The organism is Nonomuraea sp. CA-218870 (assembly GCF_050936535.1).
In the GTDB taxonomy this organism is placed as follows: domain Bacteria; phylum Actinomycetota; class Actinomycetes; order Streptosporangiales; family Streptosporangiaceae; genus Nonomuraea; species Nonomuraea corallina.
On sequence record NZ_JBNJMN010000002.1, the window covers coordinates 326,076 to 350,841 of the forward strand.

The window sequence follows — 24,766 nt, forward strand, 5'->3', positions numbered from 1 at the left end:
GCATGGTCTCGCCGGGGTCGGCCCGATAGTGTGCAGGCCATGATCGACTCGTACGCGACTCTGGACGATGCCGGGATCGCGGCAGCGGCGGCGCGCGCCGGCGCGGACGTGGTGCGCGACATGTACGGCCGGGAGCTCTCCCGGATCGACAAGGGCGACGGGGACTTCGCCACCGCCGCGGATGTGGCGGCCGAGCAGGCGATCGTCGGCGTCATCCGGGCTGCTCGGCCCGATGACGCGGTGCTCGGCGAGGAAGGCGGGCAGCAGGGCACGGTCGCCGCTGCGCGCCAGTGGCTGGTGGATCCCTTGTGCGGCACGCTGAACTACGCCGTCGGCGCCATGCTGGTGGCTGTCAACGTGGCGCTGCGCGACGGGGCGGCGGCGGTGGCCGACCCGTTCAGCGACGCGCTCTACCTCACCGACGGTGAGACCGCCTGGCTACGGCACCGAGAGGTGGACACACGGCTGGCGCCCACGCCCGCCAGTCACCTGGTGGACGTCAACCTCGATCCGCCGTTCCCGCACGCGCCCGGATTCCGCGCCGTGGACCTGCTGGCGCACCCGAGATTCGCCGAGCGGTTCCGGCCGCGGGTCGTGTCCACGTCGCTGGCGTTGGCCTGGGTCGCGGCCGGCAAGCGCGCCGCGTACGTCACCGATGGCAGTGACCTGGCCGGGAGCGTGCACTTCGCGGCCGGTATCGCCGTGTGCCGAGCCGCCGGCTGCGTCGTCACCGGGATCGACGGCGAACCGATCGGGCAGGGGGGCCGCGGGCTCGTGGCGGCCGCCGACGCCGGGACCCACGACCTGCTGATGTCGATGATCCACGGCTAGTGCCGTGATCACCTGGCCGGGGGGAGGGTGGCGGCGATGCCGTCGAGCAGGCGGTCCAGCCCGTAGCCGAAGCGCTCGTCCGGGTCCATGAGTTCGCGCCCGCTCTCGCTGACCACCCGGGCGAAGAGCGGGTAGTCGCCGCTCTCGACCAGCGTCGTGATGTAGGGGGCCTGGCGGGCCATCCACTGCTGGACGTCCAGGCCGGTCCGCCGCCTGGCCTCCAGCTCGCCCAGCTCCGCCGCCACGTACCCGTTGACGTACGCGATCACCGCCCCGACCACCGTGAGCATGGCGTCGACGCTCAGGCCCAGCCCGTCGACCATGGCCAGTGACCTGTCCAAGGCCCGCACGCCGTTGGGGCCGGCGGACTGCCGGGTGGCGGTCACCCGGGCCATCCACGGGTGCCGGTGCGTCGCCTGGCGGGTCCGTACGGCCAGGGCGCGCAGGTCGGCCCGCCAGTCGCCGCTGGGGACGTCCGGCGGGAGGAACTCCATCGCGACGGCGTCGACCATCAGGTCGATCACCTCGTCCTTGCCGGACACGTACCGGTAGAGCGACATCGTGCCGGAGCCGATCTCGGTGGCGAGGCGGCGCATCGAGATGGCGTCGAGCCCTTCGGCGTCGGCGACCCGGACGGCCGCCTCGGTGAGCTGGGACCGGCTGAAGGCGGGCCGCGGCCCGCGAGCGGGCTGGTCGGACCGCATCCACACGTTCTCCATATTGCGTACAGCGTACCGAGCTGGTTACCCTCGACCGTACAACTGAGTACACCGTACCCGGTTCCCGTGTCGAAGGAGTGTGCGTGGCATCCCCTGACTTCCGGGCCCCGACGCCCGAGGACCTGTTCGACTTCCCGCCCCTCTGGCAGGGGGCGCCGTACTGGCTGACCAAGCCGGTGCTGCTCGCGGTCGTCGGCGTGGTGGTCGTGTGCGCGTTCGCCTGGGCGGCGTTCTCACGGCCGAAGCTGGTGCCGCGCGGGGTGCAGAACGTGGGGGAGTACGCCTACCTGTTCGTGCGCGACCAGATCGCCCGGCCGTACCTGGGCAAGGACACCGACCGCTGGATGCCGCTGCTGTTCAGCCTCTTCCTGCTGACGCTGGTCTGGAACCTCACGGCGGTCGTCCCCGTGCTGCAGTTCCCGGTCACCGCGTACGCGTCGTTTCCGTGGGTGCTGGCCGCCGTCGTCTACCTGATCAAGCTGTACGTGGCCTTCACCCGGCACGGGTTCTCCCGCTACCTCAAGGGCATGATGTTCCCGCCGGGGCTGCCCAAGCCTCTGGCGATCACCCTGTACGCGCCGCTCGAACTGGTCTACTTCTTCGTGACCGCGCCGTTCACGCATGCCGTGCGGCTGTTCGCGAACATGTTCGCCGGTCACACGCTGCTGGCGTTCTTCAGCGCCGTCGGCTTCTGGTTCATGATCGAACGGCCTACCCTGCCCGGTCTCACCCTGGGGGTGCTCGGTGTGGCCATGACGATCGTGATGACCGCTTTCGAGATCTTCATCCAGTTCTTGCAGGCGTACCTGTTCACGATGCTCGCGGCCCTCTACATCGGCTCGTCCCTGCACCCCGAGCACTGAGGCGGGCGTCAGCGGGGAAAGGCGTGGCGGTGGGCGAGGGTGACGGTGAGGAGGGCGGCGGCCAGGAGCGGGAGTGCGGTCCACGGCAGGGCCGCGGCGCCCGAGGCGTCCAGGACGAGCCCGCCGGCGAAGGAGCCCGCCGCGATCCCCAGGTTGTAGACGGTGGTCTGCATGGAGGTGGCGACGTCGGCGTTGGCCGCGCCGGTGGCGTTGATCAGGGCGGTCTGCAGGAGGGTGGGGATGCCGCCGAAGGCCACCCCCCACAGGACGGCGCCTCCCAGCAGGGCGGCGGGGTGTCCGGTGAGCCCGAGCACCGCCATCGTGACGGCGGTCATGGCCAGCGCGGTCAGCAGGGCGCGGCGCGGATGGCGGTCGATGACGACGCCGGTGGCCCACACGCCGGCGACCGTGGCCAGCCCGAAGACCAGCAGCGTCACGCCCGTCCAGGCGGGCCCGGCGAGCGGGGCGAGATAGGTGTAGACGGCATGGTGGGCCAGGATGACGACCACGGTGACGGCCAGGGCGGTGCGGGCGCCGGGCAGGGTGGCGACGCGGCGCAGCGGGGTCCGTGACGCGGGTGGCTCGGGGGCCAGGGCGGGGGCCTGCCACCGTACGCAGAGGGCGAGGAGCCCGGCGAGCACGGCGAGCGCCGCGAAGGCGGCCCGCCAGCCGATCGCGGCGGCCACGGCGGCGCCCGCGGGGAGCCCCGCGCAGAGGGCGAGGGTGATGCCGGCCGAGACGACGGCGATGGCCCGGCCGCGCCGCTCGGGGGCGACCATCCGGGCGGCGTACCCGACGAGCATGGCCCAGAGCGTGCCGCCCATCACCCCGGCCAGCAGCCGGGCGGCGAAGGTCAGCGGGTAGGCCGAGGACACCGCGGTGACCAGATTGAGCAGGGCGAACCCGCACAGGACGGCCACCAGCAGGGGTCGCCGGGGCAGGCCGCGCACGGCGGCGGTGACGGGGATCGCGGTGAGGAAGCCGGTCACCGCGAACCCGGTGACGAGGAAGCCGACCCTGGCCCCGGACACGCCCAGGTCCGCGCTCATCGCGGGCAGCAGTCCGGCGGGCAGCAGTTCGGTGGTGACGGCGGTGAAGGCGGCGGCGGACAGGGCGAGCAGCGCGGGCCACGGCATCGCGGGCGCGGGCCGCGCGCCGGGCACGGTGGTGGAGGTCTGCGCGGGCATGCGGCCATGGTGAAACCCTCACATCAGTGTGAAGGCAAGTCAGCTGTCGAAGGGCGCCAGCATCGTGCGCAGCAGCCCCGCCAGGGCGCGCTGCTGGTCGGCGTCCAGACTGCTGAGCAGCGTGTGCTCGCGCCTGATCAGGTCGGTGAAGGCGGCGTCGACGCGGGCCAGCCCGGTGTCCGTCAGGGAGACCAGGACGCCGCGCCGGTCCTCGGGGTCGGGGCGGCGCCGCACCAGGCCCGCCTGGGCGAGGCGGTCGATGCGGTTGGTCATGGTGCCGGAGGTGACCAGGGTGGCGCGGAGCAGCGCGCCGGGGCTCAGCTCGTACGGCCGGCCGGTCCGCCGCAGGGCGGTCAGCACGTCGAACTCCCAGGGCTCCAGCCCGTGCTCGGTGAACGCCGCCCGCCGGGCCCGGTCGAGGTGCTTGGCCAGGCGGGAGATCCGCGAGAGCACCTGCAGCGGCTCGACGTCCAGATCGGGTCGTTCCGCCCGCCACGCCGCGACGAGCCGGTCGACCTCGTCCTGCGCTTCCGTCATGGCCCTGAGTGTACTGTCTTGACATCGAGATAAATAGCTCGATATCAATTATCTTTATGTCAAGAGATATGTGGGACCCCGACGCCTACGCCCGGTACGGGGACGAGCGATCGCGGCCGTTCTTCGAACTCCTGGCCAGAGTACGGGCCGAGCGCCCCGCGTACGTGGTCGATGCCGGATGCGGCAGCGGCGAGCTGACCGCCGCGCTGGCCAGGCGCTGGCCCGAGGCGGAGGTGCTGGGGTTCGACTCCTCGCCCGCCATGGTCGCCAAGGCGCGGGAGCGGGGCGGCGAGGTCACGTTCACCGTCGCCGACGTGACCACCTGGCATCCTGACAGGCCGGTCGACGTGCTCGTCTCCAACGCCGTGCTGCAGTGGGTGCCGGGACACCGGGCCGTCATCGAGCGGTGGGTGGAGGCGCTGAGCCCCGGAGGCTGGCTCGCCTTCCAGGTGCCCGGCAACCACGACGCCCCGAGCCACCGGGCCATCCGCGAGCTGTGCGCGTCCCCCGCCTGGGCCGACCGGCTCGGCGACCACGACCGGGGCAGGCCCGCCGGCGACCCGATCGAGTACCTGGACCTGCTGAGCGGCCTCGGCTGCCGGGTGGACGCCTGGGAGACCACGTACGTGCACGTGCTGCGAGGCGAGGACCCGGTGCTCGGCTGGGTCCGCGGCACCGCGCTGCGGCCCGTGCTCGACCGGCTGGACGAGGGCGAGCGCGAGCGGTTCACGGCCGAGCTGGCCGGACGGCTGGCGCGGGCCTACCCGTCCGGTCCGTACGGGACGCCGTTCCCGTTCCGCCGCGTCTTCGCGGTGGCGCAGCGGTGATCACCGGCCTGCACCACGTCCAGCTCGCCGCGCCCCCCGGCGCCGAGCCCGAGCTGCGCGCGTTCTACGCCGGGGTGCTCGGCCTGCGCGAGGTCCCCAAGCCGCCGGAGCTGGCCCAGCGGGGCGGCGTCTGGTTCCGCGGCCCCGGACTGGAGATCCACCTCGGCATCGAGGAGGGTTTCCGCCCGCCGCGCAAGGCGCACCCGGCGTTCCTGGTCGACGACCTGGACGCGCTCGTGGCCCTGCTCCCGGACGCCGAGCCGGACGACCTGCTCCCCGGATTCCGCCGGGTGTACGTGAAGGACCCGGTCGGGAACAGGATCGAGCTGCTCCAGGCCATGTGACGGGCCGTCGTAAAGTGGGATTATCGTCCGGGATCCGACCATTGCGAGGTGTCGTGGGCATCGAGATCGAGGACAAGTTCGACGTTCCCGCCGACTTCCGGCTGCCCGACCTGAGCGGCCTGGCCGAGGTCGCCGGCCCGAAGAGCTTCCAGCTCGTCGCCCTCTACTACGACACCCCTGATCTGCGGCTGGCCAGGCGCGGCGTCACGCTGAGACGCAGGCGCGGCGGCGCGGACCCCGGCTGGCACCTCAAGCTGCCCAAGGCCAAGGGGGTGAAGCAGGAGATCGCGGTCCCGCTGACCCGGAGCACCAAGACCGTGCCCGCCGAGCTGGCCGAGCTGGTCCGCGCCTACACCCGGGGCGCCGAGCTGGGCGTGGTGGCCGAGCTCGACACCCGCAGGAGCGTCACCCTGCTCAAGGACGGCGACCGCGAGCTCGTGGAGATCGCCGACGACCGGGTCAAGGGCACGGTGTTCGGCGCGGAGCCGACGGTCACGCGCTGGCGCGAGGTCGAGGCGGAGCTCCGGGAGGGCGACGAGAAGCTGCTGGCCAAGACCGGTAAGCGGCTCAGGAAGGCGGGCGCCGCGCCGTCGCCGGCCACCAGCAAGCTCGCCAAGCTTCTCGCCCCGCCGCCGATCCCGCGCGCCGACGTCGAGCCCGGCACCGCCGGCCACGCCGTCCTGGCCTACCTGGCGGGCCAGGTGGCGGCCCTGCTCTCCCAGGACCCGCGGGTCCGCCGCGAGGAGGAGGACGCGGTCCATCAGATGCGCGTCGCCTCCCGCAGGCTGCGCAGCGCGCTCAAGGCGTTCAGGTCCGTGGTCAAGGACACCGCCGGGATCCAGGAAGAGCTGCGCCGGCTCGGCGGCGTCCTGGGCGAGGTCCGCGACCTGGAGGTGATCAGGGCCAGGCTCGCCCGCGAGCTGGCCGGGCTGCCCGCCGGGCTGGTCGTCGGCCCCGTCCACGACAGGCTCGGCGACGACCTGCTCAGACGCGAGCAGCGCGGCTACGACGCGATCAGGAACGCGCTCGGCGGCGACCGCTACTACGCGCTGCTCGACGCCCTCGACGCGCTGGTGTCCCGGCCGGAGCTGGGCAAGGCGGCGGCCGACCCGGCCGGGGCGCGGCTCGGCCGCCTCGCCGCCGCGACCTGGGACCGCGTCGTGAAGGCGTACGACGCCGCGCGGGCCGTCGACGACCCGGAGCGGCGCGCGACCGCCATGCACGACGTGCGCAAGGCGGCCAAGCGCGCCCGCTACACCGCCGAAGCGCTGCGCGACACGCTGGGCGCGCGCATGACCGAGCTGGCGGAGTCGGCCGAGGCCGTGCAGGAGGCGCTCGGCGCGCGTCAGGACGGGGTGGTGGCCCAGGAGACGCTCGCCAGGGAGGCCGGCGCCGCGCGCGAGGCGGGCGAGGACACCTTCACCTACGGCGTCCTGGCCGGCCTTGAGCGGGCCGCCGCCGACCGCGCGCACGAGGACTTCCCGCGGGTCTGGTCGGAGGCCGCGGCGCGGGCCGGGAAGGCGCTATAGCCCGTACGTCTCGACGCCGGCCACCCGCCCGCCCACCCGGTGCAGCACGGCGAGCGCGCCCTTGCGCAGCCGGACCTCCTCGCCGCTGAGCCCGGCGATGAGCGCGGGCAGCACCTCGCCGTGACTGCACACCGCCGCCGGCCCCACCAGCGCGGCGACCAGGGCGGGGGTCTCTCGCGGGTCCTGCTCCTCCTCGCTGAGCAGCGGCTCCAGCCGCACGTCGGCGCCGTACGGGGCCAGCGTCTGGACACACCTGAGACTGGGCGAGCTCAGCAGGACGGCGGGCCGGTACGCGGGCAGCACGGTGGCCAGCGCGGCGGCCTGGGCCCGCCCTTCGGCGTCGAGCGGGCGCAGCGAGTCGGCGCCCCGCCAGTCCTGACGCGACCCGGCGGAGCCGTGCCGGACCAGCACCAGGGGGACGGTGGCGAGCGGGGCGGCCGTCAGCGCGCGCAGCAGGCCGACGTCCCGCTCGTAGGTCAGCAGCTCGCGGGCCCGGCCGAGTGAGACCCAGCGCAGCGCGTCGACCTCGTCACCGGCGACGAAGGGGTGCTCGCCGGCCACCCGGCCCACCCAGTAGTCCACCCGCTTGGGCCGCGACCGGTCCACGTAGCGGGTCGGCGGCAGGGCGCGGCCGAGCACCACGTCGAGGCCGGTCTCCTCGCGCACCTCGCGCAGCGCGGCGGCGATCACGTGCTCGCCGGGGTTCAGCTTCCCCTTGGGGAAGGTCCAGTCGGCGTAGCGGGGGCGGTGGACGAGCGCCACCTCCGGGTCGTGCTCCGCGCCGCGCCAGATCACCGCTCCGGCGGCCAGGACCTGGTCAGTCGTCAACGCTCCTCCAGCGGCGCGCGGCGATCAGGTGGCTCTGCAGGTCCTCGCCCGGGTGGCGGACCCAGGTGCCGTCGCCGTCGAGCCACCAGGTGCTCGTGGTGTCGGCCATCGCCCGGTCCATCAGCTCGACGAGGTACGTCCTGTGCTGCTGCGAGGTCACCTTGACCAGGGCCTCCACCCGGCGGTCCAGGTTGCGGCGCATCAGGTCGGCACTGCCGATCCACACCTCCGACCGCCGGCCCAGGCCGAACTCGTACACCCGGGAGTGCTCCAGGAACCTGCCCAGCACCGAACGCACCCGGATCGTCTCCGACAGGCCGGGGACGCCGGGGCGCAGTGTGCACACGCCGCGCACCCACAGGTCGATCGGCACCCCGGCGCGCGAGGCCCGGTAGAGCGCGTCGATGATCGGCTCGTCCACCAGCGAGTTCGTCTTGATCCTGATCCGCGCCGGACGCCCCGCCCGCTGGTGGGCGACCTCGCGCTCGATCCTGGCCAGCAGCCCGGCTCGCAACGAGTGCGGGGCCACCAGCAGCCTGCGGTAGGCGGAGTGGTGGGAGTAGCCGGTCAGGTGGAAGAACAGGTCGGTGACGTCCTCGCCGACCAGCGGGTCCGCGGTGAGCAGGCCGAAGTCCTCGTACAGCCTGGCCGTCTTGGGGTTGTAGTTGCCGGTGCCGATGTGACAGTAGCGGCGCAGTTCGCCGGAGGCGTCCTGGCGCACGACCAGCGCCAGCTTGCAGTGGGTCTTGAGCCCCACCACGCCGTAGACCACGTGACAGCCGGCCCGTTCCAGCTTGCGCGCCCAGGAGATGTTCGCGTGCTCGTCGAACCTGGCCTTGATCTCCACGACCACCACGACCTGCTTGCCGGCCTCCGCCGCGTCGATGAGGGCGTCCACGATCGGCGACTCGCCGCTGGTGCGGTAGAGGGTCTGCTTGATCGCCAGCACCCGCGGGTCCGCGGAGGCCGCCTCGACGAAGCGCTGCACGCTCGTGGCGAACGAGTCGTACGGGTGGTGCAGCAGCACGTCGCACTCGCGCAGCACCGAGAAGACGTCGTCGGCGGCGTTGATCACCTCGGCCGGCACGAACGGGCGGTAGGAGAGCTCGCCGCGGTCCAGGTCGGCGATCGCGTGCAGCCCGGTCATGTCGAGCGGGCCGGGGATCCGGTAGATCTCGTGCGGAGCCAGCTCCAGCTCCTCCACCAGCAGGTCGAGCACCTCGGGGGAGATCGTGTCCTCGACCTCCAGCCGCACCGGCGGCCCGAACCGGCGGCGGCGCAGCTCCTTCTCCAGCGCCTGCATGAGGTTCTCGGTGACGTCCTCGTCGACCTCCAGGTCCTCGTTCCTGGTCACCCGGAACACGTGGTGCTGGACGATCTCCATCCCCTTGAACAGCTGGGACAGGTGGGCCGCGATGACGTCCTCAAGCGGGACGAACCGGTTCGCGGACGCCTCCACCAGCCGCGGCAGCTGCGAGGGCACCTTGACCCGGGCGAACACGGTGTGGTCGGTGACCGGGTTGCGCACCACGACGGCCAGGTTGAGGCTCAGTCCGGAGATGTACGGGAACGGGTGCGCGGGATCCACGGCCAGCGGCGTCAGCACCGGCCTGATCCGCTCCTTGAAGAACCTGCGCAGCCCCGTGCGCTCCTCGCGGCCCAGCTCGTCCCAGCGGACGATCTCGATGCCCTCGGCGGCGAGCAGCGGGCGGATCCGCTCGTGGAAGACCGCGACGTGCCGCTTGGCCAGGCCGTCCGCCACGGTGGCGATCCTGGCCAGCTCCTCGCTCGGCTTGAGCCCGCTCTTGGTGCGCAGCAGCAGGCCGGTGGCCATGCGCCGTTTCAGGCCCGCGACCCGTACGCGGAAGAACTCGTCCAGGTTGCTGCCGAAGATGGCCAGGAAGCGGACCCGCGCCAGCTCTCCTCGCGGTTGAGGAACCGCTCCTGCGGGAGCGGCAGGTCGTTGTCGGAGTGGACCGGCTCGACGGACATACCTGGAATATGCCCGCCGACGTCGAACGGAACGTCAGGTGTCCCACCAGGACTTATTCCGAGGGCTCGCCCTGCTCCAGCCGGGCCGCGCGCTCGGCCAGCCGGGCCTCGCGCTGGCGCAGCCGCTCCTCGCGCTCGCGGGCCTTCTCGGCCTCCTTCAGCAGCCTCTCGCGTTCCTTCTCGGCTTCCTTGAGCTGCCGCTCGCGCTCCTTCAGCTCGCGCAGCCTGGCCTTCTCCGCCTCCTTCAGCTCGCGCTGGCGGGCCTTCTCGGCCTCCTTGAGCTCCTTCTCGCGCGCCTTCTCCAGCTCGCGCAGCTCCTTGTCGTTGACCCACTCGCCGGGCCGCGACCTGATGACCTGCGCCTGCTGGCGCGTGGCGAGCGAGAGGGAGGGCTGCGGGTCGAGCCCGGTCAGGCCGTTCCACGCCAGGTTGACCAGGTGGGCGGCGACCTCCTCGCGGGCCGGCTTGCGCGCGTCCAGCCACCACTGGCCGGTCAGCGCCACCATGCCGACGAGCATCTGCGCGTACATCGGCGCCAGCTTCGGGTCGTAGTCGCGCCCGGCGAACTCGTCGGCCAGGACGTCCTCGACCTGGCTGGCGATCTCACTGATGAGGCTGGCGAACGTGCCGGTGCCGGAGGCCGCGTGGGAGTCGCGGACCAGGATGCGGAAGCCCTCGCTGCTCTCCTCGATGTAGCGCAGCAGCGCCAGGGCGGCGCGCTCCAGCTTCACCAGGGCGTGGCTGGCGGCGAGCGCTTCGGTGATCATCCCCAGGAGCTTCTGCATCTCCCGGTCGACGACCACGGCGTAGACGCCCTCCTTGCCGCCGAAGTGCTCGTAGACCACCGGCTTGGACACCCGGGCCGTCGCGGCGATCTCCTCGATGGAGGTCCCGTCGAACCCCTTCTCGGCGAACAGCGTTCGGCTGATCGAGATCAGTTGCTCTCTGCGCTCTCTGCCGGTCATGCGCCTGCGCGATCGGGATTCGGTCACAGGTTCCATAATGGCGGTGGCAGACGAACCGTCGGCCACCGCAGCCGAATTATCAGGCAATCCGCTTCGCCGCCAGCCTCTCGGGCGACGGCCAGCGGACGTCGTGCACCCAGCCCAGCTTCTCGAACAGCCGGATGACGCCGGCGCTGATGTCGATCTGGCCCTTCAGCACGCCGTGCCTGGCGCAGGTCGGGTCGGAGTGGTGCAGGTTGTGCCAGGACTCGCCGAAGGACGGGATGGCCAGCCACCAGACGTTGCGCGACTTGTCGCGGACCTCGAAGGCCTCGTCGCCGAACACGTGGCAGATGGAGTTGATCGACCAGGTGACGTGGTGCAGCAGGCCGATGCGGACCAGCGAGCCCCAGAAGAAGGCGGTCAGCGCGCCCTGCCAGGACCAGGTGACCAGGCCGCCGATGACCGCGGGCAGCAGGATCGAGGTGAGGGCCAGCGCGGGGAACCACTTGTGCAGCTTCATCACGTCCGGGTCCTTGCACAGGTCCGGGGCGTACTTCTCGCGGTTGGTGCGCTCGGCGTCGAACAGCCAGCCCATGTGGGCGAAGAGCAGGCCCTTGGACATCGACCTGAAGCCGGGGCCGAAGCGCCAGGGGGAGTGCGGGTCGCCCTCCTTGTCGGAGAACTTGTGGTGCTTGCGGTGGGTGGCCACCCAGTCGAGCACGGACATCTCCAGCGAGAGGCTGCCGGCGACGCCGAGGGCGATCTTCAGCGGCCGCTTGGCCTTGAAGGAGCCGTGCGTGAAGTAGCGGTGCAGGCCGACGGTCACGCCGAGCCCAGAGACCACGTAGAAGACGGCCGCGATGACGATGTCGGTCCAGCCGAGGCCCCAGCCCCAGGCGAAGGGCACCGCGGCCGCGATCGCGACGAGGGGGAGCCCGACGACGAGCCCGAAGCTCACGAGTTCGGCTTTGGTGCGGGGCTCGGGTTCGAATTCGGGTTTTGGTCCTGGGGTTGATCGCTCGGCGAGAACGGTCATGGGCTACCTCTCATGATTTTCTGGGACGAATGTCCTCGGCTACGCCACCGTAACCTACGCAATCGTAAGTTAGGAAGGGGACAAGGCGCACGGATGCCGCCGGGTGAGTCTCTGCCCACGCACGCGGACGCTATTCGGGGAGCGCGTTCGGCCGCGGGGTCGGTATCGTAGGGATGTCAGGCGCGTTGCCGTCTGATCGATCCCGGATCGTCTAATTGGCAGGACAAGTGGTTTTGGTCCACTTTGTAGGGGTTCGAGTCCTCTTCCGGGAGCTGTACCGCCGATCCCCGATAGGGTCCGCTCACAGCGGGCAGGTATTCTCACGGTGTCGGGGGGACGGCCGTGCGGTAGCCACGCTTCGCCCCAGATCAGCCGATCCACAGGGAGCCTGAGTCCGTGAGTGTGCCGCGCCCGGCAGCAGTCGTCGTCCTCGCCGCGGGCGAGGGCACCCGGATGAAGAGCCAGACCCCCAAGGTCCTGCACGAGCTGTGCGGCCGGGCCCTGGTCGACCACATGCTCGCCGCGGCCCGCGACCTCGGGCCCGAGCGGCTCGTCGTCGTCATCGGCCACGCGCTGGAGCGCGTGGGCGCCCACCTGGCCAGGACCAGCCCCGACGCCCGCGCCGTCGTCCAGCGCGAGCAGCGCGGCACCGGCCACGCGGTCCGCACCGTCCTGGAGGAGGTCGGCGCGATCTCCGGCACGGTCCTGGTCACGTACGGGGACGTCCCGCTGCTGCGCACCGAGACCATGGCCGAGCTGCTGCGGCGGCACGAGTCCGACGGCAACGCGGTCACCGTGCTCACCGCCGAGGTCCCCGACCCCACCGGTTACGGCCGCATCGTGCGCGACGCCGGCGGCGCCGTCATGGAGATCGTCGAGGAGAAGGACGCCAGCCCCGAGCAGCGCGCGATCAAGGAGATGAACTCCGGCATCTACGCCTTCGACGGCGACCTGCTGGCCGACGCCGTCAAGCGCGTCTCCACCGACAACGCGCAGGGCGAGGAGTACCTCACCGACGTGCTGTCCATCCTGCGCGCCGACGGTCACCGCGTCGGCGCCCACGTCGCCGCCGACCACAACGAGGTCGAGGGCGTCAACGACCGCGTCCAGCTCGCCTTCGCCCGCCAGGTGCTCAACCGGCGGCTGCTGGAGCGCCACATGCGCGCCGGCGTCACCGTCGTCGACCCCGCCACGACCTGGGTCGACGTGGACGTCGTGATCGAGGCCGACGCCGTCGTCCACCCCGGCACCCAGCTCCACGGCCGCACCGTCATCGAGACCGGCGCCGAGGTCGGCCCCGCGACCACGCTGACCGACACCCGGGTCGGCCCCGGCGCCGTCGTCCGCAACACCGTCGCCGACCAGGCCGAGATCGGCGCGGAGGCCAGCGTCGGCCCCTACTGCTACCTGCGTCCCGGCACCGTGCTCGGCCGGGGGGCCAAGGCCGGCACCTTCGTCGAGATGAAGAACACCACGGTCGGCGAGGGCTCCAAGGTGCCCCACCTGACCTACGCCGGCGACGCCGACATCGGCGCCGGCGCCAACATCGGCGCCGCCGTGGTCTTCGTCAACTACGACGGCGTCGAGAAGAACCGCACCACCGTCGGCGACGGCGCCTTCGTGGGCTGCGACACCATGCTCATCGCCCCGGTGACGATCGGGGACGGCGCCTACACGGCGGCCGGCTCCGTCATCGACGGCGATGTGCCCCCCGGCGCGATCGGGGTGGCGAGAGCGCGACAGCGCAACATCGAGAAATGGGTCTTGCGCAGGCGCGCGGGCACGAAATCGGCCGCCGCCGCCGAGCGGGCGCTGGCCGAGAGGCAACAGCGGGAGAATGGCTCATGACCAGCATCAAACAACCCGGCGAGAAGAACCTCATGCTCTTCTCCGGCCGGGCACACCCGGCGCTGGCCGAGGAGATCGCCGAGCACGTCGGCGTCTCCCTCACCCCCACCAAACTGACCGACTTCGCCAACGGTGAGATCTACGCCCGCTACCTCGAATCCGTACGAGGCTGCGACGCGTTCGTGATCCAGGCTCACACCGAGCCGATCAACCAGTGGATCATGGAGCAGCTCATCATGGTCGACGCGCTCAAGCGGGCCTCCGCCAAGCGCATCACCGTGGTCATGCCGTTCTTCGGCTACGCCAGGCAGGACAAGAAGGGCCGGGGACGTGAGCCCATCACCGCCCGGCTGATGACCGACCTGTTCAAGACCGCGGGCGCCGACCGGCTGATGTCGATCGACCTGCACACCTCGCAGATCCAGGGCTTCTTCGACGGCCCGGTCGACCACCTCTTCGCCATGCCGGTGCTGGAGAGCCACCTGAAGAACCGGCTCGACCTGGCCAACACCACCGTGGTCTCGCCCGACACCGGCCGGGTGCGGCTCTCGGAGCGGTGGGCCGACACGCTCGGCACCCCGCTGGCCTTCATCCACAAGCGCCGCGACCTCGACGTGGCCAACTCGGTGAAGGTCAACGAGGTCGTCGGCAAGGTGCGCGGCCGCACCTGCGTGCTGATCGACGACATGATCGACACCGCCGGCACCATCTGCAAGGCCGCCGACGCCCTCTACGACCAGGGCGCCACCAACGTGATCGTCGCGGCGACCCACGCGGTCTTCTCCGACCCCGCGGTCGACCGGCTGAAGAACTCCCGCATCTCCGAGGTCATCGTCACCAACACGCTCCCGCTGCCGCAGGAGAAGCTGTTCGACAAGCTGACCGTGCTGTCGATCGCGCCGCTCATCGCCCGCGCCATCACGGAGATCTTCACCGACGGCTCGGTCACGAGCCTGTTCGAGGGCGACACCTGACGGGCGAGGCTCGGCACACGCTGATCCGCAGCTCAGCGAGGACCCCCGTCAAGATCTTCCGAGCGAAGTCCGGCGGAATAACGCTGCTAGACTGAGCAAGTTGCGCTCGTAACGCCTTCCGCTAGGGCGGGTGAGGGGGAGCGCAGTAATCCGATCTCTGCATCCCTAGGAGATGTCATGTCCGAAGTCCGCATCGCCGCCGAGCCGCGCACCACGTTCGGCAAGGGCGCCGCTCGCAAGATCCGTCGCGACGCCAAGGTGCCCGCCGTCCTCTACGGCCACGGCATCGACCCCAAGCACCTCACGCTGCCCGGCCACGAGGTCCTCCTCGCGCTGCGCACCCCCAACGTGCTGATCCGCCTGCAGGGCGACGGCGTGGACGAGCTGGCGCTGCCCAAGGGCGTCCAGCGCGACCCGATCAAGGGCTTCGTCGAGCACGTCGACCTGCTCCTGGTCAAGCGCGGCGAGAAGGTCACGGTCGAGATCCCGGTCACCACGGCCGGCGAGGTCAACTCCGAGGGCCTGCTCGACCAGCAGCTGACCACGCTGTCGGTCGAGGCCGAGGCCACCCACATCCCGACCGGCGTCGAGGTCGACGTCGAGGGCCTGGAGGTCGGTTCCTCCATCACGGCCGGCGAGGTCGCCCTGCCGAAGGGCACCACCCTGGCCGCCGACCCGGAGGCCGTGGTCATCCAGGTGATCGCCAAGCCGACCGAGGAGCCCTCCGCCGAGGAGGAGGAGGCCGCCGCCGAGGGCGAGGCCCCCGCCGCCGAGGGCGAGAGCGCCGAGACCGCCGCCGAGTGACGTCCGGCGACGGGGCGGCCGGCGACGCCGGCCGCCCCGTCCCGCTTGGAGGAACGCATGGACCGCTGGCTGATCGTCGGGCTCGGCAACCCCGGTCCCGGCTACGCGGGCAACAGGCACAACGCGGGCTTCATGGTGCTCGACGAGCTGGCCGCCCGGGCGGGCGCGCGGTTCAAGGCGCACAAGAGCCGCGCCGAGGTGCTGGAGACGCGGGCCGCCGTCCTGGCCAAGCCGCTGACCTTCATGAACCTGTCCGGCGGGCCGGTCAAGGCGCTCACCGACTTCTACAAGATCGGGCCTGACCGGATCATCGTCGTGCACGACGAGCTCGACGTCCCGTACGGCGCGCTCCGCGCCAAGCTGGGCGGGGGCGACAACGGACACAACGGGCTCAGGTCGATCACCAAGAGCCTCGGCACCCGCGACTACCTGCGGGTCAGGTTCGGCATCGGGCGCCCGCCCGGCCGCATGGACCCCGCCGCCTACGTCCTGAAGGACTTCGCCACGGCCGAGCGCAAGGACCTGCCCTTTCTCGTCGACCGGGCGGCCGACGTGGCCGAGTCGCTGATGGAACGCGGCCTCGAAGCCACGCAGAACGACTTCCATCGGGCGGATCTCAAAATTTCCGGCCCTCCTCGCTGAACGCCGCATAGGGACGTTCACCGGCTGCCGGCGCGCACCCGCCGCTACGCTCTGGTGACTGTCTGTTGATGTCGGTCACGTGGAGGCGCTCGTGCGAGAGGGACCTCGCAGCGAGGGACAGCTGACCGTCGCCGGAGCCGGCGCGCCCGCGGCCTGGCGGACCGGCCCCCGCGTGCCCCCCTGGGTGCGCGCCTGCCAGCTGCGCGCACTGGCCGCCGACCTGCTCGCCGGCGTCCTGGCCGCGACCGCCGCCTTCTGCTTCCGGTTCGGCGACGTCACCGCCTACGCGCTGCCGTACCTGCTGCTGAGCGCTGTCCTGCCCGGAGTCTGGGTGTGCTCGGTGGCAATCAACCGGGCGTACGAGCCGCGCATGATCGGTGTCGGCTCCGAGGAGTTCCGCACGGTCGTCCGGTGCGGCGTCGGGCTCACCGCCGCCCTGGCCGTCGGCTCGTACCTCACCAAGGCCGACGTCGCCCGCGGTTACGTGGTGCTCGCGCTGCCGCTGGTCACGCTGCTGACGCTGGTGTTCCGGTACGCGCTGCGCCGCCGGCTGTACCGGCGCAGGGCCCGCGGGGCGTGCATGCGCCGGGTGGTGGCCGTGGGCCACGGGCCGTCGATCGACGAGCTGGTGCGGCTGTTCCGGTTCGAGCGCTACCACGGGCTGGACGTCGTGGCGGCCTGCCTGCCCGACGGCGCCTCTCCCGACGACGTGGCGGAGGTGCCCGTGGCCGGCCACTTCAGCGACGTGCCGCTGGTCGTCGACCAGGTGGGGGCCGACACCGTGGCCGTGCTCGCCTGCCCCGAGATGGACGGCACGGCGCTGCGCCGGCTGGCCTGGCGGCTGGAGGCCACCCACACCGAGCTGGTGGTCGCCCCCGCGCTGATGGAGGTGGCCGGGCCGCGCACCACCATCAGGCCCGCCGCCGGGCTGCCGCTGCTGCACGTCGAGCACCCCGAGATGGCCGGCGCCAGGCAGCTCGTCAAGAACGTGTTCGACCGCATGGTCGCCGCCTCGCTGCTGGTGCTGCTCGCGCCCGTGATGGCCGGGCTGGCGATCGCGGTGCGCGCGACCAGCCCGGGACCCGCGCTGTTCCGTCAGACGAGGGTCGGGCGCGACGGCGGCCTCTTCACGATCCTGAAGTTCCGCACCATGCGGCGCGGCTCCGAGCGGCAGAAGCTCACGCTGGTGAGCGACGGCGACGGCCCGCTGTTCAAGCTGCGCAACGACCCGCGGGTGACCCCGCTCGGCGGCTACCTGCGCCGCTACTCGCTCGACGAGCTGCCCCAGCTCATCAACGTGCTGTGCGGCCACATGTCGCTGGTCGGGCCCCGCCCGCCGCTGCCCGAGGAGGTCGCCCGCTACGGTGACGACGTGCGCAGGCGGCTGCTCGTCCGGCCGGGGCTCACCGGGCTCTGGCAAGTCAGCGGCCGGTCCGATCTGTCGTGGGAGGAATCCGTCCGGCTCGATCTTCGTTACGTGGAGAACTGGTCGCTCATGCTGGACCTGCAGATCCTGTGGAAGACTTGGTCGGCCGTCGCACGTGGGCAAGGAGCATACTGATGACGAACCGCGACGACCACGCCGTCGCAGCCGACCTGGCGACCGAGGCGGGAGCTCTGCTCCTCGGGGTCCGCGAGCGCGAGGGGTTCGGTGACGCCGGCGCGCTGCGCGCCAAGGGCGACCGCGCCTCCCACGAGTTCCTGATGGAGGCCCTGGCCCGGGTCCGGCCGGACGACTGCGTACTGTCCGAGGAGGCCACCCGCGAGGAGCGGCTCGATCCGCGCAGACTCCGCGCCGACCGGGTGTGGATCGTCGACCCGCTCGACGGCACCCGCGAGTTCTCCGAGGAGGGCCGCTCCGACTGGGCCGTCCACGTCGCGCTCTGGGAGCGCGACGGGGAGGGCGGCGAGGGCGGCGGCGAGGGCGGCGGTCGGCTGACCGCCGGCGCGGTGGCCCTGCCCGCCCAGGGGCGCACGCTCACCACGGCCGACCCGCCCAAGCTGCTCGCCGTCCCCCAGGGCCGCTTCCGCATCGCGGTGAGCCGCACCCGCCCGCCGGAGTTCGTGCGGCGGCTCGCCGAGCTCGTCGGCGCGGATCTGGTGCCCATCGGCTCGGCGGGCGCGAAGATCTCCGCCGTGCTCACCGGGGAGGCCGAGGCCTACGTGCACGCCGGCGGCCAGTACGAGTGGGACTCCGCCGCGCCGGTGGCCGTCGCGCTCGCCGCCGGGGCGCACGCCAGCCGCATCGACGGCGCGCCCCCCACGTACAACCAAGCCGACCCCTCACTACCGGATATCCTGGTTTCCCTACCCGACTTGGCAAGATCCCTGCTCGACGGGATCCGGGACCTGCACCGCTGAACCGCCGGAGGAACACCCTCATGCTCCAGCGCGACTATACGACGTCGCAGCTCGACGTACTCGAGGCCGAGGCCATCCACATCATGCGTGAGGTGGCGGCCGAATTCGAGCGACCCTGTCTGCTGTTCTCCGGCGGTAAGGACTCGATCGTCATGCTCCGCATCGCGGAGAAGGCGTTCTGGCCGGCGCCCATCCCGTTCCCGCTGATGCACGTCGACACCGGGCACAACTTCGAGGAGGTGATCGAGTTCCGCGACCGGAGGGTCGCCGAGCTCGGCGCCCGCCTCGTGGTGGCCAGCGTGCAGGACGCGATCGACGCCGGGCGGGTGACGGAGGAGACCGGCAGGCGGGCCTCCCGCAACCGGCTCCAGACCGTCCCGCTGCTCGACGCCATCGAGGAGCACGAGTTCGACGCCGTCTTCGGCGGGGCCCGGCGGGACGAGGAGAAGGCCAGGGCCAAGGAGCGGGTGTTCTCCTTCCGCGACGACTTCGGCCAGTGGGACCCGAAGAACCAGCGGCCCGAGCTGTGGAACCTCTACAACGCCAGGATCCGCAAGGGCGAGCACATCCGGGTCTTCCCGCTGTCCAACTGGACCGAGCTCGACGTCTGGGACTACATCCGGCGCGAGGGCATCGAGATCCCCTCGATCTACTTCGCCCACACGCGCAAGGTCTTCGAACGCGACGGCATGCTGCTGCCCGACACCGACGTGGTCCAGCGCGGCGAGGACGAGCAGCTGTTCGAGACCGTGGTGCGCTACCGCACCGTGGGCGACATGACCTGCACGGGCGCCGTCCAGTCCAAGGCCGCCACGGTCGAGGAGATCATCGAGGAGATCGCGGTCACCCGGATCACCGAGCGCGGGGCCACCAGGGCCGACGACCGCGCCTCGGAGGCCGCGATGGAGGACCGCAAGCGAGAGGGCTACTTCTGATGGACATTCTTCGCTTCGCTACCGCCGGGAGCGTCGACGACGGGAAGTCCACCCTGATCGGGCGGCTGCTGTACGACTCCAAGGCGATCTTCGAAGACCAGCTGGAGGCCGTCGAGCGCACCTCCCGCGACCGCGGCACCGAGTACACCGACCTGTCGCTGCTCACCGACGGCCTGCGCGCCGAGCGGGAGCAGGGCATCACCATCGACGTGGCCTACCGCTACTTCGCGACGCCGCGCCGCAAGTTCATCATCGCCGACACGCCCGGCCACATCCAGTACACCCGCAACATGGTGACCGGCGCCTCCACCGCCGACCTGGCGATCGTCCTGATCGACGCCCGCAAGGGCGTGCTGGAGCAGTCGCGCCGCCACGCCTTCCTCACCTCGCTGCTGCGGGTGCCGCACCTCGTCCTCGCGGTCAACAAGATGGACCTGGTCGACTACTCGGAGGAGCGCTTCGACGAGATCCGCGAGGAGTTCACCGCCTTCGCCTCGAAGCTCAACGTGAGCGACCTGACGTTCATCCCCATCTCGGCGCTGCACGGCGACAACGTGGTGTCCCGCTCCGAGAACACGCCCTGGTACCAGGGCTCCTCGCTGCTGCACCACCTGGAGAACGTGCACATCGCCTCCGACCGCAACCTGGTCGACGTGCGCTTCCCCGTCCAGTACGTGATCCGCCCGAAGAAGGCCACCGACCACGCCTTCCACGACTACCGCGGCTACGCCGGCCAGGTGGCGGGCGGGGTGCTCAAGCCGGGCGACGAGGTCGTCCACCTGCCGTCCGGGCTGACCACGAGGATCGCCGCCATCGACACCTTCGACGGGCCGGTGGAGGAGGCGTTCCCGCCCATGTCGGTGACGCTCCGCTTCGAGGACGACCTCGACATCTCACGCGGCGACATGATCGCCCGGCCCAACAACCAGCCGCAGGCCGCCCAGGACCTGGAGGCGATGATCTGCTGGATGGGAGACGGGACGAAGCTCGGGCCGCGTTCGAAGTTCGCCATCAAGCACACCACCCGCACGGCCCGCGCGCTGGTCCGCGACCTGCAGTACCGGCTGGACGTCAACACGCTCCACCGCGACGAGGAGGCCACCGCGCTGGGGCTCAACGAGATCGGCCGCGTCACGCTGCGGGTCACCCAGCCGCTGTTCGTCGACGACTACGCGCGCAACCGGCTCACCGGCGGGTTCATCCTGATCGACGAGTCCACCAACGGCACGGTGGGCGCCGGCATGATCATCGACGCCCGCTGATCCGCGCTCCGAGCCCGGGCCCCTTCGTCCGAAGGGGCCCGGGCTTTCGGTTGAGAGGGCTTGCGGGAGCGCCACCGGTTCAGGCGTCGATGGCCTGGTAGAGGGTGGTCCAGAAGTCGTTCATCAGGTGTGCCGGGTTCGGGACCGAGTAGCCGACCTGGGTGAGCAGGATGCCGGTGAGCTGGTTGGCCGGGTCGGCGTAGGCGGAGGTGCCGGCTCCGCCGTCCCAGCCGTACTGGCCGATGGGCGCGTAGTCGCCGCGGTAGGTGCGCACCGCCATCCCGTAGCCCCAGCCGCCCTGCTGGCCCTGGCCGAAGGAGATGTGGACGTTGTTGACGGCCAGGGCGGTGCGGGCGGCGTTCTGCTCTGGCGACAGCCGGTTGGTGGTCATCAGCTCGACGGCGGGCCGGGACAGGATCCGCCTGCCCTGGTGGGTGCCGCCGTTGAGCAGCATCCGGAAGTAGGCGTGATAGTCGTCGGCGGTGGAGACCAGCCCGCCGCCGCCGCCCTGGAACGCCGGAGGCGTGCTCCACCGGCCGCCCTTGGCCTCGTCCCAGATGAGGAACTCGCCGCTGGCCGGGTCGGGGGCGTACAGGTCCGGCAACCGGTCGAGCTGGTCGGCGGGCACGTGGAAGCCGGTGTCCTTCATGCCGAGGGGCTCGAAGATCCGCTCGCGCAGGAAGTCCTCGAACGACTGACCGGTGACCCGGGATACGAGCACGCCGACGAGGTCGCTGCTGATCTGGTACTGCCAGTGCTCGCCGGGCTGGTGCATCAGCGGCAGCTCGCCCAGGCGGCGCATCCACTCGTCCTGCTCGGGCACCTCTACCGGCAGGTTCGGCGTCAGGCCCCGCTCGAAGATCGCGTTCAGGATCGGGGTGCCCAGCGCCGTCATGTCCATGCCGAGGCCGAACGTGGAGGTGAGCACGTCCCGTACGGTGATCGGCCGACGGGCCGGCACGGTCTCGTCCAGCGGGCTGTCGATCCGCTTGAGCACCTGGCGGTTCGCCAGTTCGGGCAGCCACGGGTCCACCACGTCGTCCAGCCGCAGCCGGCACTCGTCCAGCAGCACCATCGCCGCCGCGATCGTGACCGGCTTGGACGTGGACGCCATGCGGAAGATCGTGTCCCGGCTCATCGGCGCGCCGCCGTCATGCCGCATCGTGCCCAACGCTTCCACGTGTGTTTCATCGCCACGGCTGACCAGGGCGACCAGCCCGGGGATCTTGCCGGACTCGACATGTCCGGTCAGCACGTCGCGCAGCCTGCGCAGTCCTGCGGCGGAGAAGCTGCCGTTTTCCATGATGAGCCTCCTTGGCCGTATCCATCCGTGAGCCCTGCGGACCGCTGCTCACCAATGTTCGGGAATCCCTGAACGACTGCGACACTACATTGCATTCATATATCCGTCAACGAACGAGGAAGGTCTGTATTGCCTGTATATCGCGGTTATTGGACCGATTTTGCAATGAGTGTGATGCTGAATGCAATGTCGGATCGAGGCGCGAATTGCAATGACGTGCAGGCGAATGCATACTGTGCAGGGTCAGGGCGCCTGGCGTGCAGGCCGATGGAGGGAGTCAAGCCCCATGCCCGGGAGCAGACTGACCGGTCAGGATCGACAGCACATCGCCGCGTGGCTGGCCGAAGGGCTCGGATACGCGGAGATCGGGCGGCGCCTGGGGCGGCCCGCCTCGACGATCATGCGGGAGGTCGCCAGGAACGGCGGGCCGGACGGCTACGGAGCCGACCGGGCGGACGAGGCCACGCGACGTCGTTCGCGCCGGCACAAGCAGGAGCGTTCTCCCGAGCCGCCGATCCCGGACGTCGGCCATGGGCGCGATCCGCGCGTGGTCAAGGACTTCACGCGGTCCTTCACCGATCTCCTGGTCGAGCAGGGTATGCCCCGGATGGCGGCCAGGGTGATGGCCTGCCTCTACGTCACCGACTCCGGCGCCCTCACTGCCGCCGACCTGGTCAAACGGCTCCGCGTCAGCCCAGCGTCGATCTCGCACGCCGTCACCTTCCTCGAACAGCAGAGGATGGTGCAGCGTGAGCGGGTCCCCGGTGAGCGCCGCGAACGCTATGTCGTCGACGACGACATGTACCTCCAGTCCCTCGTCGCGTCGGTGCAGATGAACGGGGCCCTGGTGGCCGCGTCGCGCCGGGGGAGCGAGATCCTCGGTGCCGCGACCCCCGCGGGTGCCCGCTTCGAGGCCACCGCCGAACTCGTCGCCCTCGTGAGCGAGGCACTCCAGCGGGTTGTGGAGGAGTGGAGGCAGGGCGCGTCCGCCCGCGGCGGAGGACGCCGATAGCCGCCTTCCGGCATCCGTCCGCGCACGGCCGTTCTCTGGTTTCCGGGGCCGTCCCCTATCACCCGGTCGTCCCGGACTCCACGCGCTCGGTGGGCGGAAACCGGTCAGTCGTCAGGTAGATCCTTTTACGTTTCGCGATCGATTGACTACGCTCCGTGTTAGAGTCTCGGCGTTCCGTGTCCCGCGACGTGTGGAGCGCCGTCCGTGACCCCTCGTGTGATCTTTCTCGGCGGCCTCGGCCGCAGCGGCACCACCCTGCTCGAACGGCTGCTCGGCGAGCTGCCCGGGGTGGCGCCCCTCGGCGAGGTGGTCCACCTGTGGGAGCGGGGGGTCCTCGCCGGTGAGCCGTGCGGCTGCGGGCGGGCGTTCCCCGACTGCCCGTTCTGGCGGGAGGTGGGGGAGCGGGCCTTCGGCGGGTGGACGCCGGCGCTGGCCGGTCGCGTGGTGACGCTGCGCCGCCGGGTCGACCGGACCCGCAGGCTCGGGCGCGCCCACGCCGACCTGCCCGAGTACGTCGAGGTCTACCGCACGCTCTATCGGGCCGCGGCCGACGTCGCGGGGGCGGGTTCGGTGGTCGACTCCAGCAAGCACGCCTCGCTCGCGTACTGTCTGCTCGCCGGCGGGGTGGACCCGCACGTCGTGCAGGTCGTGCGCGAGCCGCGCGCCGTCGCCCACTCGTGGGCGAAGACGGTCGAGCGTCCGGAGGACGGGCGGCCGATGACGCGCTGGCCCCCCGGGCGCACCGCCGTCCACTGGACGGCCCAGAACCTCGCCCTGGAGGCGCTCGCCCGCCGGGGCGCACAGGTCACCCGGGTCCGCTACGAGGACCTGATCGCGGCGCCGGGCGACACGCTCGGGGCGCTGGCGGACGAGCTGGGCCTGCCGCCGTCCGGGCTGCCGTTTCTGCGCGGCACCACCGCCCACCTGACCAGCGCGCACACCGCCTCGGGCAACCCGATGCGGTTCGGCGTCGGGCCGATCGAGCTCTCCCGCGACGACGGCTGGCGGCTCGGGCTGCCCCGCCGCCAGCAGAGCCTGGTCGCCGCCCTGACCTGGCCGCTCCGAGCCCGCTACGGGTACGGGAGCGCGGCGTGACCGCCTCGGACACCTCCGTGGGGGTGGTGATCCCCACCCGCGGGGACCGGGCCGAGTGGCTGCGGGAGGCCGTGCGGGGGGTGCTGGACCAGGAGCACGTCCGCGACGTGGTGGTGGTCGCCGACGGGGTGGACGCCCTGGCGGTGGCGGACCAGGTGGACGGGCTGCCGGTGCGCGTCCTGCCCAACCGGCTCAGCCCCGGCCTGCCGGGCGCGCGCAACACCGGCATCGCCGCCTGCGCGACCGGCCTGGTCGCCTTCTGCGACGACGACGACGTGTGGCTGCCGGGCAAGCTCGCCGCCCAGGTGGCCGCGATGGACGCGGGGGCGTGGTTCGCCAGCTGCGGCATCGAGGTGGAGTACGGCGGGCGCGTGGTCCCCCGTACGGCCGGGACCGCGACGGTGACGGCGGCCGACCTGGTGCGGTCGCGGATGGTGATGGTGCACTCCTCGACGTTCCTGTTCCGGCGCGGCGCGATCTGGGTGGACGAGAGCGCGCCCGGCGGGCAGAACGAGGACTGGGACCTCGCCCTGCGCGCCGCCAAGCGCCGGCCCATCGCCTGCGCCGACCGCCCGCTGGTCCGGGTCCGGTGGGGCGGCTCCCACTATGCCGGCCGCTGGGCCGACCGGATCGCCGGGCTGGAGTGGATGCTGACCCGCCACCCGGAGCTGGCCGACGACCCGCGTGGCGCGGCCCGCGTCTACGGCCAGCTCGCCTTCGCCCACGCCGCGCTGCGCCGCCGCCGCGCCGCCGCCCGCTGGGCCGCCCGCACGATCGCCGCCCGCCCCGCCGAGCCGCGCGCCCCCCTGGCCCTGGCCGTCGCCACCGGTCTGCTCCCCGCCTCCGTGGTCCTGTCGCTCCTCCACCACCGGGGGCACGGGATTTGACCG

The 24,766-nt window shown here is 71.7% G+C and carries 24 protein-coding genes and 1 tRNA gene; 17 read left to right on the top strand and 8 right to left on the bottom strand.

What is annotated here, in order from left to right; genetic code table 11:
- Positions 1-39: 39 nt before the first annotated feature.
- On the top strand, positions 40-831 hold the full coding sequence (locus tag ACQEUU_RS30200; protein ID WP_433072483.1) for an inositol monophosphatase family protein: 792 nt from the start codon (positions 40-42) through the stop codon (positions 829-831).
- 8 nt (positions 832-839) lie between these two features.
- On the opposite strand, the gene ACQEUU_RS30205 is transcribed toward ACQEUU_RS30200, so the two are convergent.
- On the bottom strand, positions 840-1,550 hold the full coding sequence (locus tag ACQEUU_RS30205) for a TetR/AcrR family transcriptional regulator (RefSeq protein WP_433072484.1): 711 nt from the start codon (positions 1,548-1,550) through the stop codon (positions 840-842).
- An 83-nt stretch (positions 1,551-1,633) separates the two neighbouring features.
- On the opposite strand from ACQEUU_RS30205, the gene atpB reads away from it, so the two are divergent.
- Positions 1,634-2,413, top strand: a complete 780-nt coding sequence (atpB, locus tag ACQEUU_RS30210; RefSeq protein ID WP_433072485.1) for a F0F1 ATP synthase subunit A — start codon at positions 1,634-1,636, stop codon at positions 2,411-2,413.
- An 8-nt stretch (positions 2,414-2,421) separates the two neighbouring features.
- Here the strand turns inward: atpB and ACQEUU_RS30215 are convergent, their stop codons facing one another.
- Together ACQEUU_RS30215 and ACQEUU_RS30220 are read right to left on the bottom strand one after the other, a co-directional pair.
- Positions 2,422-3,600, bottom strand: a complete 1,179-nt coding sequence (locus ACQEUU_RS30215; RefSeq protein WP_433072486.1) for an MFS transporter — start codon at positions 3,598-3,600, stop codon at positions 2,422-2,424.
- Between the two features lie 39 nt (positions 3,601-3,639).
- Complete coding sequence (locus ACQEUU_RS30220) at positions 3,640-4,137, bottom strand: MarR family winged helix-turn-helix transcriptional regulator (RefSeq protein ID WP_433072487.1); 498 nt, start codon at positions 4,135-4,137, stop codon at positions 3,640-3,642.
- A 68-nt stretch (positions 4,138-4,205) separates the two neighbouring features.
- Between ACQEUU_RS30220 and ACQEUU_RS30225 the strand changes: the two genes are divergently transcribed.
- From ACQEUU_RS30225 to ACQEUU_RS30235, 3 genes are read left to right on the top strand one after another with little or no spacing between them, the layout of a single operon-like run.
- Positions 4,206-4,964 carry a trans-aconitate 2-methyltransferase gene (locus tag ACQEUU_RS30225; RefSeq protein ID WP_433072488.1) on the top strand — a complete coding sequence of 253 codons (759 nt, stop codon included), beginning with the start codon at positions 4,206-4,208 and terminating at the stop codon, positions 4,962-4,964.
- Positions 4,961-5,308: a glyoxalase gene (locus ACQEUU_RS30230; protein WP_433072489.1), complete on the top strand. Its 348-nt coding sequence runs from the start codon at positions 4,961-4,963 to the stop codon at positions 5,306-5,308. Before ACQEUU_RS30225 ends, ACQEUU_RS30230 begins: the two co-directional genes overlap by 4 nt.
- A gap of 53 nt (positions 5,309-5,361) precedes the next feature.
- Positions 5,362-6,837, top strand: coding sequence for a CHAD domain-containing protein (locus ACQEUU_RS30235; protein ID WP_433072490.1), 1,476 nt, complete (start codon positions 5,362-5,364; stop codon positions 6,835-6,837).
- Here the strand turns inward: ACQEUU_RS30235 and ACQEUU_RS30240 are convergent.
- From ACQEUU_RS30240 to ACQEUU_RS30255, 4 genes are all read right to left on the bottom strand, one after another.
- Complete coding sequence (locus ACQEUU_RS30240; RefSeq protein ID WP_433072491.1) at positions 6,832-7,665, bottom strand: NUDIX hydrolase; 834 nt, start codon at positions 7,663-7,665, stop codon at positions 6,832-6,834. The two genes, ACQEUU_RS30235 and ACQEUU_RS30240, sit on opposite strands and share 6 nt — an antisense overlap.
- Positions 7,655-9,583, bottom strand: coding sequence for an RNA degradosome polyphosphate kinase (locus ACQEUU_RS30245; protein WP_433074410.1), 1,929 nt, complete (start codon positions 9,581-9,583; stop codon positions 7,655-7,657). Before ACQEUU_RS30245 ends, ACQEUU_RS30240 begins: the two co-directional genes overlap by 11 nt.
- Before the next feature lie 127 nt (positions 9,584-9,710).
- The gene (locus ACQEUU_RS30250; protein ID WP_433072492.1) at positions 9,711-10,658 is read right to left on the bottom strand and encodes a TetR family transcriptional regulator; all 948 of its coding nucleotides are present in this window, start codon (positions 10,656-10,658) and stop codon (positions 9,711-9,713) included.
- Positions 10,659-10,701: 43 nt separating this feature from the next.
- The gene (locus ACQEUU_RS30255; protein ID WP_433072493.1) at positions 10,702-11,640 is read right to left on the bottom strand and encodes an acyl-CoA desaturase; all 939 of its coding nucleotides are present in this window, start codon (positions 11,638-11,640) and stop codon (positions 10,702-10,704) included.
- 200 nt (positions 11,641-11,840) lie between these two features.
- Here ACQEUU_RS30255 and ACQEUU_RS30260 point away from each other — a divergent pair.
- The 9 genes from ACQEUU_RS30260 to cysN all read left to right on the top strand — a co-directional run bounded on the left by ACQEUU_RS30260 (position 11,841) and on the right by cysN (position 20,466).
- Positions 11,841-11,912: transfer RNA gene (locus tag ACQEUU_RS30260), tRNA-Gln, on the top strand.
- Positions 11,913-12,036: 124 nt separating this feature from the next.
- Positions 12,037-13,488, top strand: coding sequence for a bifunctional UDP-N-acetylglucosamine diphosphorylase/glucosamine-1-phosphate N-acetyltransferase GlmU (glmU, locus tag ACQEUU_RS30265; protein WP_433072494.1), 1,452 nt, complete (start codon positions 12,037-12,039; stop codon positions 13,486-13,488).
- Complete coding sequence (locus tag ACQEUU_RS30270; RefSeq protein WP_433072495.1) at positions 13,485-14,462, top strand: ribose-phosphate diphosphokinase; 978 nt, start codon at positions 13,485-13,487, stop codon at positions 14,460-14,462. Before glmU ends, ACQEUU_RS30270 begins: the two co-directional genes overlap by 4 nt.
- A gap of 177 nt (positions 14,463-14,639) precedes the next feature.
- Complete coding sequence (locus ACQEUU_RS30275) at positions 14,640-15,266, top strand: 50S ribosomal protein L25/general stress protein Ctc (protein ID WP_433072496.1); 627 nt, start codon at positions 14,640-14,642, stop codon at positions 15,264-15,266.
- Between the two features lie 57 nt (positions 15,267-15,323).
- A complete protein-coding gene (gene pth / locus ACQEUU_RS30280; protein WP_433072497.1) occupies positions 15,324-15,908 on the top strand; it encodes an aminoacyl-tRNA hydrolase in 585 nt (194 codons plus the stop codon).
- Positions 15,909-15,999: 91 nt separating this feature from the next.
- A complete protein-coding gene (locus ACQEUU_RS30285; protein WP_433072498.1) occupies positions 16,000-17,469 on the top strand; it encodes a sugar transferase in 1,470 nt (489 codons plus the stop codon).
- Positions 17,469-18,269: a 3'(2'),5'-bisphosphate nucleotidase CysQ gene (locus ACQEUU_RS30290; protein WP_433072499.1), complete on the top strand. Its 801-nt coding sequence runs from the start codon at positions 17,469-17,471 to the stop codon at positions 18,267-18,269. The genes ACQEUU_RS30285 and ACQEUU_RS30290 overlap by 1 nt, the downstream gene beginning before the upstream one ends.
- Positions 18,270-18,289: 20 nt before the next feature.
- Entirely contained in the window at positions 18,290-19,204 is a 915-nt protein-coding gene (cysD, locus tag ACQEUU_RS30295) for a sulfate adenylyltransferase subunit CysD (protein ID WP_433072500.1), read from the top strand.
- Entirely contained in the window at positions 19,204-20,466 is a 1,263-nt protein-coding gene (gene cysN / locus ACQEUU_RS30300; RefSeq protein WP_433072501.1) for a sulfate adenylyltransferase subunit CysN, read from the top strand. Before cysD ends, cysN begins: the two co-directional genes overlap by 1 nt.
- 79 nt (positions 20,467-20,545) lie before the next feature.
- Here cysN and ACQEUU_RS30305 read toward each other — a convergent pair whose 3' ends face one another.
- Positions 20,546-21,769 (bottom strand): serine hydrolase domain-containing protein, encoded by a 1,224-nt coding sequence (locus ACQEUU_RS30305; protein WP_433072502.1) that lies wholly within the window; start codon positions 21,767-21,769, stop codon positions 20,546-20,548.
- 286 nt (positions 21,770-22,055) lie between these two features.
- On the opposite strand from ACQEUU_RS30305, the gene ACQEUU_RS30310 reads away from it, so the two are divergent.
- From ACQEUU_RS30310 to ACQEUU_RS30320, 3 genes are all read left to right on the top strand, one after another.
- The gene (locus tag ACQEUU_RS30310; RefSeq protein ID WP_433072503.1) at positions 22,056-22,781 is read left to right on the top strand and encodes a helix-turn-helix domain-containing protein; all 726 of its coding nucleotides are present in this window, start codon (positions 22,056-22,058) and stop codon (positions 22,779-22,781) included.
- A 204-nt stretch (positions 22,782-22,985) separates the two neighbouring features.
- Positions 22,986-23,876, top strand: a complete 891-nt coding sequence (locus ACQEUU_RS30315) for a sulfotransferase (RefSeq protein ID WP_433072504.1) — start codon at positions 22,986-22,988, stop codon at positions 23,874-23,876.
- The gene (locus tag ACQEUU_RS30320) at positions 23,873-24,763 is read left to right on the top strand and encodes a glycosyltransferase family 2 protein (protein ID WP_433072505.1); all 891 of its coding nucleotides are present in this window, start codon (positions 23,873-23,875) and stop codon (positions 24,761-24,763) included. The genes ACQEUU_RS30315 and ACQEUU_RS30320 overlap by 4 nt, the downstream gene beginning before the upstream one ends.
- Positions 24,764-24,766 lie beyond the last annotated feature (3 nt).

What these genes read in the sequence shown, in the direction of transcription:
- ACQEUU_RS30200 (WP_433072483.1), top strand. Translation starts at nt 40, where the DNA reads ATGATCGACTCGTACGCGACTCTGGACGATGCCGGGATCGCGGCAGCG.
- ACQEUU_RS30205 (WP_433072484.1), bottom strand. Translation starts at nt 1,550, where the DNA reads ATGGAGAACGTGTGGATGCGGTCCGACCAGCCCGCTCGCGGGCCGCGG.
- ACQEUU_RS30215 (WP_433072486.1), bottom strand. Translation starts at nt 3,600, where the DNA reads ATGCCCGCGCAGACCTCCACCACCGTGCCCGGCGCGCGGCCCGCGCCC.
- ACQEUU_RS30220 (WP_433072487.1), bottom strand. Translation starts at nt 4,137, where the DNA reads ATGACGGAAGCGCAGGACGAGGTCGACCGGCTCGTCGCGGCGTGGCGG.
- ACQEUU_RS30225 (WP_433072488.1), top strand. Translation starts at nt 4,206, where the DNA reads ATGTGGGACCCCGACGCCTACGCCCGGTACGGGGACGAGCGATCGCGG.
- ACQEUU_RS30250 (WP_433072492.1), bottom strand. Translation starts at nt 10,658, where the DNA reads ATGGAACCTGTGACCGAATCCCGATCGCGCAGGCGCATGACCGGCAGA.
- ACQEUU_RS30255 (WP_433072493.1), bottom strand. Translation starts at nt 11,640, where the DNA reads ATGACCGTTCTCGCCGAGCGATCAACCCCAGGACCAAAACCCGAATTC.
- ACQEUU_RS30270 (WP_433072495.1), top strand. Translation starts at nt 13,485, where the DNA reads ATGACCAGCATCAAACAACCCGGCGAGAAGAACCTCATGCTCTTCTCC.
- ACQEUU_RS30275 (WP_433072496.1), top strand. Translation starts at nt 14,640, where the DNA reads ATGTCCGAAGTCCGCATCGCCGCCGAGCCGCGCACCACGTTCGGCAAG.
- pth (WP_433072497.1), top strand. Translation starts at nt 15,324, where the DNA reads ATGGACCGCTGGCTGATCGTCGGGCTCGGCAACCCCGGTCCCGGCTAC.
- ACQEUU_RS30290 (WP_433072499.1), top strand. Translation starts at nt 17,469, where the DNA reads ATGACGAACCGCGACGACCACGCCGTCGCAGCCGACCTGGCGACCGAG.
- cysD (WP_433072500.1), top strand. Translation starts at nt 18,290, where the DNA reads ATGCTCCAGCGCGACTATACGACGTCGCAGCTCGACGTACTCGAGGCC.
- cysN (WP_433072501.1), top strand. Translation starts at nt 19,204, where the DNA reads ATGGACATTCTTCGCTTCGCTACCGCCGGGAGCGTCGACGACGGGAAG.
- ACQEUU_RS30305 (WP_433072502.1), bottom strand. Translation starts at nt 21,769, where the DNA reads ATGGAAAACGGCAGCTTCTCCGCCGCAGGACTGCGCAGGCTGCGCGAC.
- ACQEUU_RS30310 (WP_433072503.1), top strand. Translation starts at nt 22,056, where the DNA reads ATGCCCGGGAGCAGACTGACCGGTCAGGATCGACAGCACATCGCCGCG.